Annotated in this window: 14 protein-coding genes; all 14 read right to left on the bottom strand. The window is 72.5% G+C overall.

The features are described from left to right. Window positions 1–80: 80 nt before the first annotated feature. The 14 genes from A6A29_RS09095 to A6A29_RS09030 all read right to left on the bottom strand — a co-directional run bounded on the left by A6A29_RS09095 (window position 81) and on the right by A6A29_RS09030 (window position 17,769). A complete protein-coding gene (locus A6A29_RS09095) occupies window positions 81–1,196 on the bottom strand; it encodes a beta-ketoacyl synthase N-terminal-like domain-containing protein (protein ID WP_073719488.1) in 1,116 nt (371 codons plus the stop codon). Between the two features lie 57 nt (window positions 1,197–1,253). Then, on the bottom strand, window positions 1,254–2,192 hold the full coding sequence (locus A6A29_RS09090; protein WP_073719487.1) for a beta-ketoacyl synthase N-terminal-like domain-containing protein: 939 nt from the start codon (window positions 2,190–2,192) through the stop codon (window positions 1,254–1,256). Further along, window positions 2,189–3,325: a beta-ketoacyl-[acyl-carrier-protein] synthase family protein gene (locus A6A29_RS09085; RefSeq protein ID WP_073719486.1), complete on the bottom strand. Its 1,137-nt coding sequence runs from the start codon at window positions 3,323–3,325 to the stop codon at window positions 2,189–2,191. Before A6A29_RS09085 ends, A6A29_RS09090 begins: the two co-directional genes overlap by 4 nt. Next, window positions 3,322–4,578, bottom strand: a complete 1,257-nt coding sequence (locus A6A29_RS09080) for a beta-ketoacyl-[acyl-carrier-protein] synthase family protein (RefSeq protein ID WP_079182665.1) — start codon at window positions 4,576–4,578, stop codon at window positions 3,322–3,324. The genes A6A29_RS09085 and A6A29_RS09080 overlap by 4 nt, the downstream gene beginning before the upstream one ends. Before the next feature lie 150 nt (window positions 4,579–4,728). Next, complete coding sequence (locus A6A29_RS09075) at window positions 4,729–4,986, bottom strand: acyl carrier protein (RefSeq protein WP_073719484.1); 258 nt, start codon at window positions 4,984–4,986, stop codon at window positions 4,729–4,731. A gap of 87 nt (window positions 4,987–5,073) precedes the next feature. Then, a complete protein-coding gene (locus A6A29_RS09070; RefSeq protein ID WP_079182664.1) occupies window positions 5,074–6,831 on the bottom strand; it encodes a phytoene desaturase family protein in 1,758 nt (585 codons plus the stop codon). Between the two features lie 158 nt (window positions 6,832–6,989). Continuing rightward, window positions 6,990–7,709 (bottom strand): 2-hydroxychromene-2-carboxylate isomerase, encoded by a 720-nt coding sequence (locus A6A29_RS09065; protein ID WP_073719483.1) that lies wholly within the window; start codon window positions 7,707–7,709, stop codon window positions 6,990–6,992. A gap of 31 nt (window positions 7,710–7,740) precedes the next feature. Then, complete coding sequence (locus A6A29_RS09060; protein WP_073719482.1) at window positions 7,741–8,742, bottom strand: hypothetical protein; 1,002 nt, start codon at window positions 8,740–8,742, stop codon at window positions 7,741–7,743. A gap of 15 nt (window positions 8,743–8,757) precedes the next feature. After that, entirely contained in the window at window positions 8,758–9,585 is an 828-nt protein-coding gene (locus A6A29_RS09055; RefSeq protein WP_073719481.1) for an alpha/beta fold hydrolase, read from the bottom strand. A gap of 333 nt (window positions 9,586–9,918) precedes the next feature. After that, entirely contained in the window at window positions 9,919–11,121 is a 1,203-nt protein-coding gene (locus A6A29_RS09050; RefSeq protein WP_073719480.1) for an NAD(P)/FAD-dependent oxidoreductase, read from the bottom strand. Further along, window positions 11,118–12,953, bottom strand: a complete 1,836-nt coding sequence (locus tag A6A29_RS09045; protein ID WP_073719479.1) for a non-ribosomal peptide synthetase — start codon at window positions 12,951–12,953, stop codon at window positions 11,118–11,120. Before A6A29_RS09045 ends, A6A29_RS09050 begins: the two co-directional genes overlap by 4 nt. 47 nt (window positions 12,954–13,000) lie before the next feature. Further along, the gene (locus A6A29_RS09040) at window positions 13,001–16,165 is read right to left on the bottom strand and encodes an amino acid adenylation domain-containing protein (protein WP_338012862.1); all 3,165 of its coding nucleotides are present in this window, start codon (window positions 16,163–16,165) and stop codon (window positions 13,001–13,003) included. Window positions 16,166–16,195: 30 nt separating this feature from the next. After that, window positions 16,196–17,020, bottom strand: a complete 825-nt coding sequence (locus tag A6A29_RS09035; protein ID WP_073719478.1) for a mycofactocin-coupled SDR family oxidoreductase — start codon at window positions 17,018–17,020, stop codon at window positions 16,196–16,198. A gap of 47 nt (window positions 17,021–17,067) precedes the next feature. Then, complete coding sequence (locus A6A29_RS09030; RefSeq protein WP_073719477.1) at window positions 17,068–17,769, bottom strand: thioesterase II family protein; 702 nt, start codon at window positions 17,767–17,769, stop codon at window positions 17,068–17,070. Between the last annotated feature and the right edge of the window lie 56 nt (window positions 17,770–17,825).

The raw sequence follows: 17,825 nt of genomic DNA, 5'->3' as shown, positions 1-17,825 counted from the left end.
CGAGCCGGGCCACCGCGTCGATTGGCATGGTCTTCCTTCCTGTTCACCCGAAAAACGGCCGGTCGGTCAAAGGCGGCCGGTCAGTCCGCGAGCAGGCGCAGCGCGGCGCAGGCGACGATGCCGTCGTCGTCCACCGAGGAGATGACGGCGACGCTGCCCGCGGGCACCTCTCCCTGCGCGGCGATGCTCAGCAGGGACCCGATCTGGAAGGCCGCGGAGGCCCCCGAGGTGTCCCCGATGGCGCTCAGCGACGGTGCCCGGTCCAGTGCCGGAGCCCCGAAGCGGGCCGTGAGCACCTCACGTTCCTGCTCACCGGCGCTGCCCGCCAGGTCGGATGCCGAGACCGCCCACACGTCGCTCGTGTGCAGCCCGCCGCGCTTCAGGACCCCGTCGAGGCAGGCGTCGAGCACCGGGCGCAGCTCGGTGCCGAAGTACACCCGTGACTCCACGGCCAGCACCTCGGCCAGGACCGGGCCGCTCTGCCGGGCCACGGACGCGGACTCCAGCATGAACATGGCGCATCCCTCGCCGAGCAGCGCGCCCGTGGCGTCCTCACGCCGCCGGTGGTGGTCCAGCCAGGCCCGCGCGTTGGAGAACTCCTCGACGGCACCGCACAGCACGGTCTCGGCGCGGCCGGAACCCAGCAGCCCGCCCGCGTAACTCAGCGCGGACAGTCCGGCGACCCGGCCTCCGGCGATCGTGGTGTTCGGGCCCTTCAGCCGGTGCCAGATGGCGCACTGACCGGCGGCGCAGTTCATCACCGCGTTCGGCATCAGCGACGGGTCCACGTAGAAGGGGCGTTCACCGACCAGCGAGGCGCGGGTGAAGTCCATCATGCTCTGCGCGCTGCCGGTGGTCGTCCCCAGCACCAGGGCGGTCTCCTCGTCACCGCCCCGGCGGCTGTCCTCGCAGTCCCGCAGCAGATCGCGGACCGCGGTGACGGCCAGCCCGGTCACCCGGTCCATGGACCGGGTGCCCTTCTTGCCGAGGACCTCACGGAGCGCGAAACCGGGCACCACACAGGCGCGGTTGTCCGGAACCGCCCACTCCTCGTCGTCCAGCTCGGACGCCGTACTCTTCCCGGCCAGCATGCCGGTCACAAACTCGTCCTTGCCGATGCCGTACGGCGACACCGCGGACCACGCGGTGATCACCGGCCGGTTCAGGGTCGCTGACGCGCTCGCCGAAAGGGTCATGGTCACAATCCGTCCTGCTCAGTACTCGAAGTCGATGGTTCGTCGGACCGCGACCGGCTAGGAGGCCGTCGGGGCGGGTGGCCGCAGCACCAGCGCGGCACTGCCGTCGTCTTCGTCGCTGCCCGCGACCAGGCACACGGGTCCGTCGATACGGCTGCCGAAGCCACCGATCGCCGCCGCGCACTGCACGACCCCGAGCGCCCCGGACAACTCGCCCCAGATGGCGGCCAGGTCGTGGCCGGGCAGCTCGGCCGGCAGGGACCCGGCGGCACCGCCCGGGGCGAACCAGCCGACGAGGGCGGCGGGTTCCTCGGCGGCGAGCCGCGCGAAGTTCCGGGCCACCCCCGCTCCCCGGACATGGCCGCCGATCTCCGCGTGCACCGTGGCGCCACGGGCCTCGGCGACCTCGGCCCGCTCCAGCACCAGCGCCGCACCGCCGTCGGCGACCGGGCCGCCGACGAGCTCGCGGACGATCTCGTTGTCCGGCTCCACCCCGACCACGACCGCCTGGTCGGCGCGGCCCGAGCGCAGCAGGGCCGCACCCCAGCGCACCGCGTCGAGGCCGGAGGTCGGCCCGTTGCACACCATCAGGTTGGGGCCGTGCAGGCCGAACCTGATGGCGATCTCGGAGGCGATGATGTTGCTGGAGGCGTTCGGGGTGTCCATCGGGCTCAGCCCGCGGGTGCTGCCCTCGTCGGCGATGGTCTTCGCCACCCGGCACACCGTGTCCACGTTGCCCAGGTTGGAGCTGACCAGCACCGCCACCCGGCTGCTGTCGGCGGTCAGTTCACCGTCCTTCAGCAGCCCCGCGTCCGTCAGCACCCGGTACCCGGCGACCAGCCCGAGCTGGGTGGCGCGGTCCTTGTAGCGCAATCCCTTCTTCCCCAGGACGGCAGCCGGTTCGACCGCGCCCTCCGGCTGCCGGGCCGCCGCCAGTGCGGCCGTGGAGTCGGCACCCGGCAGTGCGACGCCGACGCCGGTCACGAAGATCCTCATGGTGCCTCGACAATCGCCACGGCGTTGATCCCGCCGAATCCGAACCCGTGTACCTGCGCGAGCGAAACCTTGTGCTCGGCCTCCCGGTCGCGTACCAGACGCAGACCCGCGGCCTGCTCGATCGGCTCGTCCAGCCCGATCAGCGGCGGGACCTTGCCCGTCGCCATCACCTGAAGGGCGACGACCAGGCTCAGCAGCCCGGCCGAGCCGCTGGTGTGCCCGGTCATCGGCTTGATGCCGGTCACCACCGGCACGCCCGCGTCCTCGCCGAAGACCTCGCCGTACGCCGATGCCTCGACCAGGTCGTTGAGCGGTGTCCCGGTGCCGTGCAGCATCAGCAGATCGATGTCGGCCGGCCGGGTGCCCGCGTGCCGGTGCGCCTGCCGTATCGCCTCGGCGACCTGCTTCTGGTCGGGAGCGGTGGGGTGCTTGGCGTCGCAGGTCATCCCGACCCCGCGCAGCCTGCCCCACAGCCGGCCGCCCGGCTCGATGTCCTCGCGGCGCAGGACGACGGCGGCGGCCCCGTCGCCGAGGATCGTGCCCTTGCGGTTGACGTCCAGGGTCCGCAGCGCGGGGGGCGGCTCCGGCTGGACCCGGTCGGCCAGGCCGAACATGCTCTCGGTGATCGAGTCGACGCCCGCGACGATCACGGTGTCCGCCTCGCCGAGCGCCAGCATGTCCGCGCCCAGCGCCAGGGTGTACAGCGACGCGGAGCACGCGTTGGAGAAGGTGTGTGTGTCGGCGGTGCCGAACCGCTCCCGCAGCGCGGTGCCGAAGTGCAGCCGCTCCGCGCCGAACGGCGCACCGTCGCGCCACCACAGCTCGGCCGAACGCAGCTCACGCAGCCCCGTACCCACGAGCACCGGGCAGTCCGACAGGTCCTCGCCGAGACCGGCGGCCCCGGCCGCCTGGCCCACGGCCTCCAGCAGGAAGCCGGTCGCACGCAGCGTGCGGTCCACGCCCGGCTCCGGCCGGTTGTCGATCTCGAACAGCTGCGTCCCGCCGTACCTACCGTGGTCGAAACCACGCATGGGACCCAGCCCGCCGCGCCCGGCGCAGAGGCTCTCGAAGATCTCGTCCGCGTCCCGGCCGATGCTCGCGACCGCGCCGACGCCGGTGATGGGCAGCCTCACCGCTCACCGTCCTGGTACTTGCCGAGGATCACGATCGCGTTGTTGCCGCCGAAGGCGAGCCCGTTGTTCTGCACGATGCGCAGGTCCGCCTCGACGGAGTGGTTGGGCACGCAGTCGATCTCGCACTCGGGATCGGTCTCGCGGTGGTTGATGGTCGGCGGTATGAAGCCGTGGTAGGCCGACAGTGCGCAGGCGATGGCGGCGAGCGCGCTGGCGGCGCCCATCGTGTGGCCGAGCATCGACTTCAGCGAGACGGTGCGCGGCGGGTTGTCCCCGTACACGTCGTGGATCGCCCGCGCCTCGGTCACGTCATTGGCCTTGGTCCCGGTGCCGTGGGCGGAGACCAGATCGACCTCCTCCGCCTTCACCCCTGCGTTCTCCAGGGCGATCTCCATGCACCGGGCGACACTCGCCTGGTTCGGGGCGACCTGGTGGTACGCGTCGCAGTTCATGCCGTAGCCGAGCACCTCGGCGTAGATCCGGGCGCCGCGGGCCCGCGCGGAGGCGAGGCTCTCCAGCATCAGCACGCCCGCGCCCTCACCGGTCAGGATGCCCTTGCGCTCGGAGTCGAAGGGGCGGCAGACATCGGGGGCGATGGTGCCGAGCCGGTAGAAACCGGTGAACGTCTTGCGGCACATCGCGTCCGCGCCGCCGCAGAGCGCGTAGTCGACCGCGCCGGAGCGGATGGCGTCGAAGCCCTGTCCGATCGCGTAGTTGCCGGCCGAGCAGGCGGTGGCGATGGTCACCGCGTCGACGTTGGACAGCCCCAGTTCCTGGGCGGCGGCGATGGACAGCCGGTTCGGCGAGATCCGCCGTGCCACGGTCGGATCCATCGCCTCGGGACCGGAGTTGATCTCGGTCTCCACCAGATGGTCGAGATCGTAGGACTCGCCGTCGGTGGTGCCGATGGAGATCATGCCGCGCTTCGCGCGCAGCGAGTCGAGCTCGACACCGGCGGCCTCGACGGCCATGCGGGCCGCGGCGACCGAGAACTTCGTCGCCCGGCCCAGCGTCTCCACGGGCAGGTTGTGGATCCAGCGCTCCGGCTCGGAACCGTCGATCTCGCAGCCGTTGGCGTGCGCGAAACCCTCGGTGTCGAACACCGTGATCGGCTTCGCGCCGCTGCGGCCCGCGCGCAGACCCTCGGCGAACTCATCGGCACCCACACCGATGCTGGAGAACACGCCGAACCCGGTCAGCACCACCCGGGACGCCGCGTCGTCGCGCATCGCGTCAGAAAGGCTCTCAGACATCAATCTCCCTCGGTACGGCCTGGTTCACCACGGAAAGGGGGGGGGGTCGGGACGGGACGCCGGCCGAAGGGGCCGGGGCTGCCGCCGGGCCGGAGAGCCGGCGGCGGTGCCGCCGGCTCTCCGCGTACTCGCATCCAGCCGGAAGTGCGCCTACTTGGCGTCGATGGACTCCTGGACCACGGCGTAGACGCCGTCGAGGTTGACCATGCGCTCCAGCTCGGACTGGTCGATGGTCACCTTGAACTCCTTCTCCAGACCGGCCAGGATCTCGATGGCCCGCAGCGAGTCCGCGCCGTACTCCTCCTTGAAGAGGCCGCCGCCGGTCACCTCGTCCTCCTCCAGTTCGAGGATGTCGCAGACGATCTCCTTGATCCGGGCCTGGTGCTCAGCGGTGATGGTCGAGCTCATGTGAATCACTCTCTGTTCGTCTCGTGGTGCGTGGGTACGTCGGTCACTGCGCGGCGGTCCCCGGTGTGAGTCGCGGACCGCCCGTACTCAGCCGGAGGTGCCGGCCGGGTCCCGGACCGCTGCCGGGGAGCCCGAGCGGGTCCGCCGGGAGAGGCCCCGGCAGACGTCCCTCGGGTCCCAGCCGTCCGGGCGGTCGGGGAGCAGGTCCGGATCACCGGAGACCGCTCCCTGCCGGGCGCGGGCGAGCAGGGGCTCGCCGAGGATCTGGGAGGCGCACGAGATGCCGCCGAGCATGACGCCCGCGACACCGTTGCCCGCCTGTGTGCTGGCGCCGACCACATGCAGCCCGTCGATGTGGGTCGTCGTGCCCGGACGGGCGGTGCCGCCCCACTCGGCCATGCCGAACGGGGTGCCGCCCGAGGACAGGGTGTACCGCTCGTGGGTCAGCGGGGTCGCCGCCTCCAGGTACGTGATGTGCTCCCGCAGCGGGCCGATGGCCCGCTCCGCCGCACGCAGCGTGGACTCGGTCAACTCCTGCTTGCGGCGCAGGTACTGGGCGTTGCGCCGGTACGAGCCGCCGTCGTCCTCCAGCCCGTCCTTGACGCCCCACCACTCGTAGTCGGGCGGGCAGAGCGTCATCACCTGGAGGTTGGCGTGGCCCGGCGGGCACAGGGCGCTGTTGCCCGGGTCCTTGAGCGAGGCGAACGAGCAGAAGAGGAAGGGCACCTCGTCCACGTCGCCCGCGCGGGCCTGGTCGAAGTAGCCGTCGAGGTCATCGGTGTCGTACCACCACAGGTTGGCGTTCGGCCGGTCCCGCAGGTCGATATCGAGGCCGAGGTAGAGCACCAGCCACGGCATACCCATCCGGGCGTTCCGGGTCCGGTTCACCAGCGACGTGGAGAAGTGCTCGGCGCCGACCAGGTCGAGCACCGTACGCCGGTAGTCCGCGTTGGACACCACCAGATCGGCGGTGACCGTCTCTCCGCCGTCCAGGCCGACACCCTTGACCTTGCGGTCCTCCACCAGGATGCGCCGCACCCTGCTGCGGGTGCGGACCTCGCCGCCGTGCGACTCGATCACCTCGACCAGGCCCGCCGCGAGCGTCTGGCCGCCCCCGGCGGGGTAGTACGCCCCGCGCAGGTAGTGGTCGGTGACGCTGGTGTGCCGGGCGACGGTGGCCTGGCGCGGGGTCAGCCCGTAGTTCGGTGCCTGCGCCGCGAGCACGGTACGCGCCTGCGACGACAGCCCGCAGTGGCGGAACAGGTCGTCCAGCGTCCGCCTGCCCCACTCGCGTACGGCGACGGTGCCGGCCGCGATGTCCTGCGCCGACCAGGTGTGGGACTCGAACAGGGCGGCCCGCTGCTCCTCACCGACGGCCGAGCAGATGTCGGTGAAGGTGCGCAGCCCCTCCGCCTGGCCCGGCATCGCGTCGATGAGCCGCTCGCGGTACGCCGACCAGCCGGTGGGCATGTCCACGGAGACCCCGGGCACCCTGATCAGGTCGAACCCGTTCCGGTCCATCTCCAGGAACTCGACCCGGTCACGGAGCCCGACGCCGCTCAGGATGGACGGGATGACGCCGCCGGGCGCGCAGTCGCCGAGGTAGTGGACGCCGACGTCGAACTCGTAACTGCGGCGCCTGCGGAAGACATGGCTGTTGCCGCCCACCACCGAGAACTGCTCCAGCACCAGAACGCGCCGACCCGCCGCGGCCAGGTACGCGGCGGCCGTCAGCCCGCCCAGACCGGCACCGACCACGACGGCGTCCCAGTGGCCGCCGCCCGCCGGCCGTCGCCCGGCGCCGCGCCCGGAGCCGTGCCCGGTGCCGTCGGGATTGCTGTCCACAGTGGTCTCCTCGTCGCTTGCCGCGTGCTTCTTCGCTTCCGCGCTGTTCGGCTTCCGCGCTGCTTGGCTTCCGCGCTGCTGGTGCCTCGTGTGCCTCTGCGCTCTTCGGTGCCGCGCAGGGCCGGTGGCCGCGTTCCGTGCCGCGGCCACCGGCAGTCTCAGCCGCAGCCGCCGGCGTGCCCCTGGTCGCCACCGGCCGGCAGCAGTTCGGCATGGGTGGCCGGGTCCGGTACGGCGGTGACCGGCGGGGCGGGCCGCTCGGTGCCCAGGACGGCCCGGACGAAGGGCTCGACCCGGTCCAGTCCCCAGTACTTGTCACGGCCGTTGATGAAGAACGGCACACCGAACAGGCCGTCGTGGGCCGACTCGGCGAGCAGGGCGGCGCCCCGCTTGCGCAGTTCCGCGTCCTGCGCGGCCGTGGACAGCCGCTGGGCGTCCAGACCGAGCCCGACCGCGATCTCCGCGATCACCTCGGGCTCCGAGATGTTCTTGCCGTCCTGCCAGCGGGCCTGGTAGGCCGCCGCGACGAAGTCCTTGCCGCGTCCCTCGTCCTCGGCCGCGAGCCACGCGAGGTGGGCGACCTCCCAGCAGGGGGCACGGTCGATGGGCCAGCTGATCTCCGTCAGACCGCGGTCGGTCGCGAGCCTGCGCGTGTCCTGCAGGATGTAGAAGTTCTTCGCCCGGCTCATCGCGACGATCGGAAGGGTGACCCCCTCCTCCGCCAGCAGCTTCGCGGTCCCCTCGTCAGGCTCCCAGAACGGCAGCCAGTCGATGGCGTCGAGCACCTCGGGGTGGGTGGTCATCAGATCGCGGTAAGCGAACCAGGAATACGGGCTGCGCAGCGAGAAGTACCAGCGCGGCCGACGCTTGGAAGCCATGGGTCCTCCGGGACTGTGGACGTCGGGTGGGTCACTCGCCGCGCAGTGCGCGCAGGACCTCGTCGTCGAAGACGGTCATCTGCCACTCGGCCTCCGGCGACTCCTTGTGGCAGTAGCCATGGGTGATCGAGCCGGTGGCGGTCTGGACGAGTGCGCCGTCCCGCACGACGTAGAAGTCCACGCGGGAGGTGTAGAGCATGTCCTTGAAGACGGACTCCACCGTGTACACGGTGTAGAGGTTCTCCTCCATGATCGTCTCGTCGGTGAACTGGATCTTGCACTGCGTCACGACGGGTATCCAGCCGCGCTCGTTGAGCATCCGCTTGATGCTGATGCCGCGCGAGGCGACGAAGACGTGCTTCGCCTCCTCCATCTGGCGCAGGTAGCCCGACATCTGCATGCGCTCGGTGAAGTGGCAGTAGTAGTACGGGACCTTCCACTTCCAGCCGACCGCGTTGCCGTCGCCGATGATCTCGGCGAGCACCGGGTCGGTGTCGCCGCTCTCACCGCGGTGGACGGCACCGGCGAAGTCGTCCACGGGGGTGGCGGCGAGCGCGGTGGGCTCCGCGGTGGCCAGCCGGTCCACGACGAAGCGCCGGAGTTCCTCGGGCAGCGGGGCCGCGGCGTCCACCTGGGTGTCACGGCGCAGCAGCACCCGCAGCTTGGAGCTGACGGCCTTCTTCGGCGCACCGTCGCGCTGGACGGTCGCCGTGACCCCGAAGACCAGGGTGTTGTCCTTGTCCTTCGTCTTGGGCGTCACCTCCAGCAGGACGTCGTCATCCAGCGTGAGCACCGTGTGCAGCCGGGTTTCGAGGCCCGTCACATCGAAGTTGAGGCCGTGCACGAGGTACAGCTCGGTGGCGCCGAGGCCGACGGCCCGGAAGTGGTCGAGGACCGCGGCCTCAAGCAGGTAGTTGACGCACTTGAACCCGATCGCGGTGTTGATGTTGCCGCCCTCGTAGGGGGGCCTCATCGTCACCGAACTCGGTTCGTTCAGCAGCTTCTTGAGCGCGACGTCGGACAGGGTGGTCATCGTGTGCTCCCGTACTCAGTTGACCGTCGCCGGGGGTGTGTGCCCGGCGGACAGGGTGGCGAGGAATTGCTGGACAGCGTGCGAGAACCGCTCCGGCCGCTCGGCCATCGGTGCGTGCCCGCAGTCCTCGATCCGCTCGATCGAGGCGTGGCCGAGCGCGCCGGCCAGGGTCTCGCCCTCGGCGGGCGACGCGATCGTGTCGCGGTCCCCGACGACGACATGGACGGGCAGACCGATCCGGCCGGCCGCCAGGAAGGGGGTGCGCAGATAGGCGTCGAGGTACCGGACCGCCCAGTGGGGCCCGAGCCGTGCGCACGCGAGTTCGGCCATGTCGGCCCGCACACCCGCGTCCAGGCCGCTGCGGGACATCAGCCGGATGTTCTCGTCCGCGCTGCGGCGCATCGCGTCGAGGGTCGCCGGCAGCTGGGCCCAGGTGAACTCCTTCGGGTCCTGCCGGAAGAACGGCGAGACCAGCACCACGGCCCGGATGCCCAGCGCCTCGCACGGGTCCGCGCCCGCGGACGCCGTGTCGGCGAGCAGAGCGAGCAGCAGGAGCGTCGCGTAGGAGTGCGCGATCACCACGTCGACACCGCCGGGGACCCGGGCGACCGCTTCACCGATCCATGCCGAGTCGTCCCGCTCGGACACCGCGTACGGGCCGCCGGCCCGCCACGGCAGACCGGCCGTCCACACGTCGAGCCCCGGCGGCCGGTGGGCGAGGAAGGAGTCCCAGCAGCTCTCGCTGCTGCCGAGGCCGTGCAACAGCAGAGCGCGGTGGCCCGCTTGCGCGGGAACGCCTCGCTGTCGGACCACGAGCGGCTCGACAACGCTGTTTCGGAACACCGGAAAACCCTTCCGAGGGAATGGGAACAGCAAGCGGGAAACGGGGGAGGAAAAGCCGGAGCGCCCTTCGGGCCCGGCAATCGCCCGCAGACATGGAAACCATGAATGAGGGTCGAACGGGCCTTCAGGAGCGGCTGATTCAAGAAAGTGGAAGTGCCACGCCCGCGTCGAGAAGAATGCGGGCGCACCCCTTCACGAAGAGGCAGCGATTCAGCACCTGTGGTGACCGGCGGGTGGCTTCATGGGAAAAGCGGTCCCCGGTTGCCCTCGGCGCTGGTCCGATCGTGCCGGAGAATCACGGCGTACGGACAGGGCCTTTTCAGCAAGCTGCGACTACAAATTCTTCCAAGCGGCGACGACGTCGTCACAGCCGCCCGGTGCGCCCAGCGACCGACGGGCGGCCAACAGGGCCTTCGGCCAGTTCACGGTCAGCGCGGCGCGCGGCCGGCCGCCCCGGAGGTAGGCGACGGCGAACCTCCGGCGCGGGCCGTCGGCGCGCACCACGGCCGCCTCGTCGCCCGGTTCCGGACGGCCGAGCAGCGCGATCTTGCCGCCGTACTGGTCGGACCAGACGAAGAACTCGTGCCGGTGCGCCGTCGGCTCCGGTTCGAGGATGTTGCGTACGACGACGTCCGCCTGCTCCACCGCGTTGGTCCAGTGCTCGACCCGCGGGTGCCGGTCCAGCAGCGGATCACGGCACCGGGCGACGTCACCGATCGCGTACACCGTCCGGTCGGCGTCGACCGCGCAGTACTCGTCGCACAGCACCCCGCCGTCGGCGTCCAGCGGGATGCCGGAGCCGGCCAGCCAGTCCGTGCCGGGCCGCACCCCGACGCCCACCACGACGGCGTCCGCGGGCAGCGTCGTCCCGTCGGTCAACTCCACGCCGGTGACCTCCCGTTCACCCACCAGAGCGGCGACCGAGGTGCCGCACATCAGCCGCACGCCGTTGTCCGCGTGCAGCAGGGCCAGTTCGGCGGCCACCTCCTCGCCGAGCAGCCCGGACAGCGGCGCGGGCAGCGCCTCCACGACGGTCACGTCGATCCCGCGCGCGCGGGCGGTGGAGGCCACCTCCGCGCCGACGAAACCGCCGCCGACGATCACCAGACGGCCGGACCCGATGCGGTCCAGACGGTCCCGCAGCTCCAGGGAGTCCGCCAGCGTCCGCAGCAGGTGCACCCCCGGCAGCGGCATTCCGGGCAGCGACCGGGGCGCGGCTCCGCAGGCCAGCACCAGCCTGTCGTAGGGCAGTGCGACGCCGGAGGCCAGCCGCAGCACCCGGTTCGCCGGGTCCAGGGAACCGGCGGCGGCGACATGCCGTTCCGCCTGCCACCGCACGGGGTCCCCCAGCGACGCGCGGTCGGGGGTCCAGTCACCGGCGAGGATCTGCTTGGACAGCGGGGGCCGGTCGTAGGGCGCGTCCGGGTCCGGGTCCACGAGCGCGATCGCCCCCGTGTAGCCCGCCCCCCGCAGGCCCGTCGCGACCCGGCTGCCGCCGACCGAGGCGCCGACGATCACCACACGTCCGACGCTCATGACACCGCTCCGCCGGTGACGGGCTCGGCGGCCCGGTGCTCGGCGCCCCGGTGCTCGGCGGCCCGGACCTCGGCGCCCCGGTCCTCGGCGCCCCGGACCTCGGCGGCCAGAGCGCGCGGCGTGCGCAGCTCCAGCACATCGCGCAGGCCGAAGGTCCAGCCGTCCTTGCGGGCCTTGGACGCCAGGCGGACCGCCCGCAGGCTGTCGCCGCCCCGGCCGAAGAAGTCGTCGTCGAGGTAGGTGGCGGGCACATCGAGGATCTCGGCGAACAGGGCGCACATCCGCGCCTGGGCCTCCGTCTCCGGCTCCGCGCCCGGCGCCCCGTCCGCGCCCGGCGGTTCGGGCAGCGCGGCCTGGTCGAGCTTCCCGTTGGCGGTCAGCGGGAGATCACCGGTCACCATGATCCGCGCGGGCACCATATAGGCGGGGAGCACCCGCGCGAGCGCCTCGCGCAGCGCGGCCGGATCCACCCCTGCCCCGTCCGCTGGGACGGCGTAACCCGCCAGATACCGGTCGCCGGAGCGGTCCTCACGCACGACCACGGCGGCCAGCCGCACCCCCGGCTGCGAGCCGAGCACCGAGGTGACCTCGCCCAGCTCGATCCGGTAGCCGCGGATCTTGACCTGGTCGTCGGTGCGGCCCAGGTACTCCAGCACCCCGTCGGGCCGCGCCCTGGCGATGTCGCCGGTACGGTACATCCGCCCACCGCCGAAGGGGTCGGCCACGAACCGTTCCGCGGTGAGGCCGGGCCGGCCGAGGTAGCCGCGGGCGACCTGGCCGCCCGCGATGTACAGCTCGCCCGCCGTACCGGCCCCGACCGGCGCGAGCCGCTCATCCAGCACATACAGCTCGGTGCCCGGCGTCGGTACGCCGATGGGGGTGGCGCCCGGCGCTATCGCGTCCCCCGGCTCGATCCGGAACGTGCAGCACCCGACGGTCGCCTCGGTGGGACCGTACTCATTGATCACCGCCGCGCCCGGATGGGTGTCGCGCCACCGCTCGACGACATCGCCGAGCAGCATCTCGCCGCCCACCACCAGATCACGCGTGGGCGAGAGCGAACTCGGCAGCGCGGTCAGCAGGGGAAGGTGCGACGGGGTCGCCTTGACGAAGCCCGGCCGTCCGTCCGCCGTGCCGTCCGCCGGTTCGCGGTCCAGCTCCGCGACCCGCAGGCAGCCGCCCAGGAGCAGCGGACCGTACAGCGCGGTGACGGTGAGGTCGAAGGCCACCGGGGAGTGCAGCAGCGCCCCGTCCGCCAGCCCCGGGTACTCCGCGCACGCGAAGTCGAGATAGCGCGCGAGGGTGTCGTGCTGCACGGTGACGCCCTTGGGGCGGCCGGTCGATCCGGAGGTGTGGATGACGTACGCCAGGTTGTCCGCGGTGAGCGGCGCCGCCCGGTCGGCATCGGTGGGGTCGTGGTCCGCCGGCCCGTCCGCCCCGGCGGCGGCGAGGGCCCCCGCGACCGTCAGCGTCTCCGGGCCACCGCCCGCCCCGCGCGGAGCGGCAGCCTCGTCCAGCACCAGGTCCAGCCCGGTGTCCTCGACGATGAACGCGAGCCGCTCGGCCGGGGCGTCGCTGTCCATCGGGACGTACGCCGCACCGGACTTGAGGACGCCGAGCAGCGCCACCACGAGGTCGGCCGACCTGGGCAGCCGTACCCCGACCAGGTGTTCCGGGCCGACGCCGCGGGCGATCAGATGGTGCGCCAACCGGTTCGCGTGAGCGTTCAGTTGGGCATAGGTCAGCTTCCGCCCGCCGGAGCGGACGGCGACGGCGTGCGGGGTGCGCGCCACCTGTAGCTGAAAGAGATCGGGCAGGAGCGATGCAGCCATCGGGTCTTCCCTCTTCACGGGACGCCTCGTGTTCATGGGCAGGTGGTTCACCCGGCACGTCCGGCCGCCAGCCGGCGGATCGTCGGGAACATGTACAGGTCGCGCATGGAGACCGTGGAGCCACCGCGCCGGCGCAGCGCCGCGCCGACCCGCATGGCCAGCAGTGAATTGCCGCCCAGGTCGAAGAAGTTGTCGTCCGGGCCGACGGGGACGCCGAGCACGTCCTGCCAGACATCGAGGAGCACGGCCGCGAACGCGTCCTCCGGGGCGGCGGGGGAGATGTCCCCGGCCCCGTCCGCGGTTCCGTCCGCGGTGTCCGGCGCCTCCACGGCGACGGCGGAAGCGGCGACGGCGGAAGCGGGGGCGGGCATGGTGTCCGGCCGGGCGGGGCGGGGCGCCGGGGCGGGCCGGGGCAGCCTGGCCGCGTCGAGTTTGCCGTTGGTGGTCAGCGGCATCCGGTCAAGCACGGTGACCGTCGACGGCACCATGTACTCGGGCAGATATCTGGCGGCCCGCTGCCGCACGGCCGCGGTGTCCTCCCCCTCCAGCACCACGAACGCGTCGAGCTGCGCGGTCGCCCGGTCCTCCGGGTCGGTCCTGTTGAGCACGACGGCGGCGGCGCCGACCAGTGGATCATCCAGCAGCACCGCGCGGATCTCGTCCAGTTCGATGCGGAAGCCGCGCAGCTTGACCTGGTTGTCCAGCCGGCCCAGGTGCTCCAGCCGGCCGTCGGGCAGCAGCCTGCCCTTGTCGCCGCTGCGGTACAGCCGCTCCCCGGTGCGCGGGTCGTTCAGGAAGCGCTGCCCGGTGAGGTCCGGCTTGTTCAGATAGTGCGCGGCGAGCCCGGCTCCGCCGACCTGGATCTCCCCGGCGACCCCGGCCGGCAGGGGCCTGCCGTCAGGGTCGACGATCCGCACCCACCAGCCGGGCAGTGCGTGTCCGACCGACTTCGATCTGGTGAGCGCCTCGGCCCTGGTGACGGTCTGCGCGGTCACATGCACCGTCGTCTCGGTGATGCCGTACATGTTGACGACCCGGCACACGGTCTCCGGATGCCGGTCGAACCACGGCAGGAGCATGCGCGGTTCGAGCCCCTCACCACCGAAGACCACCAGGCGTACGGGGGCGGGCTCCGCGCCGTCCCGTTCGACGTCCAGCAGATGGGCGAAGGCCGACGGGGTCTGGCTGAGCACCGAGACCCGTTCCTGGACGAGCAGCCGGTGGAACTCCTCCGGCGAGCGCGACACCCAGTAGGGCACCACGACCAGACGGCCGCCGGTGAGCAGGCAGCCCCAGATCTCCCACACCGAGAAGTCGAAGGCGCTGGAGTGGAACAGCGTCCAGGTGTCGTCCGTGCCGAGGCCGAAGTCCTCCGTCGTGGCGGCCATCAGGGCGAGCACGTTCACATGCGGAACGACGACGCCCTTCGGACGCCCGGTCGACCCGGAGGTGTAGATGACATACGCCGGGTCCTGCGGGCCGGTCGCCGAGGGCGGCGGTCCGTCCCACACCTCAGGAGCCAGTTCCGCGAGCGCGGCGGTACCGATCACGCGGACACCGCCGTCACCGCCACGGTCGTCACCGCCACGGCCGTCGCCGTCACCGCCGGGGAAGTCCGCGAGGTCGGTCACGACCATGACGAGTTCGGCGTCGGTGGCGGTGTAGGACAGCCGGTCGCGCGGGTAGGCGGGGTCCATCGGCACATAGGTGGCGCCCGCCTTGAGCACGGCGAGCAGGGTGACGATCAGCTCGGCCGATCGCTCCAGGCACACCCCGACCCGGTCGCCGTCGGCCACGCCGAGCCGGCGAAGGGCGTGGGCGAGCCGGTCGGCCCGTCCGTCGAGCTCGCCGTAGCTGAGCCGGGAGCCCTCGAAGGACACCGCGACGGCGTCCGGGCGGGACGCCGCGAGGGCGGCTATCGCCGCGTCGATCCGCCCGGGCTCGAACGGCGTCCGCCGGGCGGCCCGGTCCGGGTCGTGCCGGTCCGGCGCCGCCGTCCTGTCCAGCTCGTCCTCGTCCAGCAGTTCCACGCCCGCGACCGGGGTGTCCGGCGACTCGACGAGCGTCCGGTGCACCCGGCAGACGTGCCGCAGAAGCTGATCGGCGATGTCCGTGTGCAGGGTCCGCGTCGAGAAGTCGCAGCGCAGTTCCCGGTGGCCCGCGGCGTCGTAGGTCACCGAGAGGGTCACCGGGAACGGGGCGCACTGGAACGGCCGGTACGCGACCGGGTCCGCGCCGGGGAAGTCCGCCGGGCCGTCGTCGTGGACGACGATCCCCACGGCCGGCGTGGTCGCCGGGTCACCGAGCACGGACGCCAGTTCCCGCCGGAGGTCCTCGGTGTGCCAGGCCGGACCGCCCGCCAGGCCCGCGCGGACCCGCTTGTCCACGGTGCCGAGCGTATGCGCCGGGTCGGCGTCCACCGCCAGGAGAGCGATGCCCTCGGCGCCGTACGCGTCGAAGGGGTCGGTGACCAGCGCCCGGAGGACGGGCCGGGTGAGGCCCTCGTAGCGGGCGAGGACGATGCCGAGTGCGGCGCTCCAGCTCCCGGTGTCGCCCGCCGGGGCTCCGGCGGGGGCCGTCCGTACGCGGGTCGCCGTCGTGTCCGGGCCGGACGGGCGGCCGAGCCCCCAGTCCGGGCGGGCGTCGAACCGGCCGCCCGCCAGTTCGGCGGCCTGCCCGGCGGGGTCGGCGGTCCGGCCGTGGCCGCTCGCCCCGGCGGCACCGGGGACCGGCGTACGGCCCAGCAGCTCCGCGGTGAAGTCGCGCAGCGCTCCGGCGCCGAGCACCGCGCGGTGCGCGACCACGACCAGCTCGGCCACCTCGTCGGCGTACGTCAGCAGCACCGCGCGCACCGCCGCGTCCCGGTGGGCGACCAGCGGCCGGGCGAGCTCCCGCGTCCGCCACCGCTCGGCGTCGGGCGCGTCGGAGCGGCAGGGCACCGGCTGCCGCCACAGCCGGGCGGCGGCCGGGAAGACCGCCGCCGTCGCGGTGGCGGGCGGCAGCGCGGCGGCGAGGGCGGCGAACCGCTGGGACAGCCCGTCCGGTGCGTCCGGCGCGTCCGCGCGCCCGGTGCCGGTGAACCGTACGCACAGCGCGTGGCACACCGCGCCGGGGGCTTCGGGGCCGCTCTCGCGGACCCGGTCACGGGGAGGGACGACGGTGCGCCGCGCCGGTGTGAGAGCGGCGACGGCGTCCTGTTCAGAGATCGACACGACTGGTTCCCTTGGCATGGTTGCGGTGCCTCACCGAGCGGTGAAGCCCCCGTCGACGGTGAGCACGGAGCCGGTCACCTGCCGGGACTCGTCCGAGGCCAGCCAGAGGGCCGCCCCGGCCACGTCCTCAGGCTCGATCAGCGCGTTCATCGGCTGCGACTGGACGAAGGTCTCCTCGTGCTCGGCGACCGGGAGATCGAGCGACCTCGCGATCTCGGCGAGCATCCGGCCCTCGGCCCGGCTGTCGTCCCGGATCGAGCCGGGGCACAGGGCGTTGACCCGTACCTTCAGCGGCGCGTAGTCGAGCGCGGTCGCCTTGGTCAGGCCGATCAGCCCGTGTTTGGACGCCGCGTATCCGGCGAAGTTGCGGTAGCCGACCAGACCGGCGGTGGAGGCCACGTTGATCACGCTGCCCGAGCGCTGCGCGAGCATCAGCGGGCCCACCACCGAGGTCATCCGCCAGGCGCCGGTCAGGTTGATGTCGATCATCACCTGCCACTCGTCCTCGGTGACCTCATGGGCCGGCTTTCCCGAAGGCGCCGCGATCCCGGCGTTGTTGACGAGCACGTCGACGCGGCCGAACCGCTCGACCGTCCGGTCCACGGCCGCGCGCAGCGCGTCGCGGTCACGGATGTCGGCCTCCGCAGTGAGGACGGCCGCCCCCTGTTCGCGGCACAGCCCGGCGGTGTGCGCGAGCTGGCTCGTGGTGCCGAGCGGGTACGGAACGCCGTCGATGTCGCCGCACACGTCGAGCAGCGCCAGATCGGCGCCCTCCCGGGCGAACGCCAGCGCACAGGCACGGCCGACACCGCGCGCGGCTCCCGTCACGATGACGGTCTTTCCTTGCAGGCGCACCAGGACTCCTTCACGTTGGGGGCGGTCGGCGGACTCGCCCGCTCCACTCATCCGGGGCAGACGTCCGCGAGTACCCGGATCAGGCCCTCGGCATTGTCGACCAGATACATGTGACCACCCTCGACCTCCACGAAGTCGAACTCCCTGCCGGTGGCCTTGCCCCACTCCATGGCCTGGTCGGGGGTCACGAGGGTGTCGGTGCTGCCGCGCACCGAGGTGATCGGGACCGGCAGCGGGTTGTCCGACAGGGCGACGTAGCTCTCGTGCATCTCGACGTCCGCCCGCAGCGAGGGCAGCAGCAGCTCGCGCATCTCGGGGTCCTCAAGGGCTTCGTGCCGGTACCCGGCGAACTCCTTGACCCGCTCCAGGAACTGATCGTCGTCCAGGCCGCTCGCGCCGTTCTCCCGGCGGGTCCACGGACCGGGCGAACCGCTGACCACCAGCGCGGCCAGCTCGACCCCGTCGGTCGCGGCCAGCCGGTGGGCGATCTCGTAGGACAGCACCGCGCCGAGGCTGTGCCCGAAGAGGACGACCGGCCCCCCGCCGGAGACCCGCTCCAGCACCTCGGGCATCAGCCCTTCGACCGCGACCGCCACCTCCTGGTAGGGCTCCTCGGCGAAGCGCTGCTCGCGGCCCGGCAGCTGGACGGCCGCGAGGTCGAAGCGGTCCTCGCAGAGCGGGAGCCAGGGGCGGAAGACCGAGGCTCCCGCACCGGCGAACGGAACACAGAGAACCGTCGTTCGGGGCATGTTCACTCCTCTTTCTGCTGTCGGGTGAGCGCCGTCGGGCCGTGTCCGGCCCGGAG

Origin of the sequence: Streptomyces sp. TSRI0281 (assembly GCF_001905125.1) — a bacterium.
Classification (GTDB): domain Bacteria; phylum Actinomycetota; class Actinomycetes; order Streptomycetales; family Streptomycetaceae; genus Streptomyces.
Note: the sequence above shows the minus strand (reverse complement) of the source record. Positions and strands in the feature narration are given on the sequence as shown.

What these genes read in the sequence shown, in the direction of transcription:
- A6A29_RS09045 (WP_073719479.1), bottom strand. Translation starts at nt 12,953, where the DNA reads ATGGCTGCATCGCTCCTGCCCGATCTCTTTCAGCTACAGGTGGCGCGC.
- A6A29_RS09090 (WP_073719487.1), bottom strand. Translation starts at nt 2,192, where the DNA reads ATGAGGATCTTCGTGACCGGCGTCGGCGTCGCACTGCCGGGTGCCGAC.
- A6A29_RS09095 (WP_073719488.1), bottom strand. Translation starts at nt 1,196, where the DNA reads ATGACCCTTTCGGCGAGCGCGTCAGCGACCCTGAACCGGCCGGTGATC.
- A6A29_RS09075 (WP_073719484.1), bottom strand. Translation starts at nt 4,986, where the DNA reads ATGAGCTCGACCATCACCGCTGAGCACCAGGCCCGGATCAAGGAGATC.
- A6A29_RS09050 (WP_073719480.1), bottom strand. Translation starts at nt 11,121, where the DNA reads ATGAGCGTCGGACGTGTGGTGATCGTCGGCGCCTCGGTCGGCGGCAGC.
- A6A29_RS09060 (WP_073719482.1), bottom strand. Translation starts at nt 8,742, where the DNA reads ATGACCACCCTGTCCGACGTCGCGCTCAAGAAGCTGCTGAACGAACCG.
- A6A29_RS09065 (WP_073719483.1), bottom strand. Translation starts at nt 7,709, where the DNA reads ATGGCTTCCAAGCGTCGGCCGCGCTGGTACTTCTCGCTGCGCAGCCCG.
- A6A29_RS09080 (WP_079182665.1), bottom strand. Translation starts at nt 4,578, where the DNA reads ATGTCTGAGAGCCTTTCTGACGCGATGCGCGACGACGCGGCGTCCCGG.
- A6A29_RS09030 (WP_073719477.1), bottom strand. Translation starts at nt 17,769, where the DNA reads ATGCCCCGAACGACGGTTCTCTGTGTTCCGTTCGCCGGTGCGGGAGCC.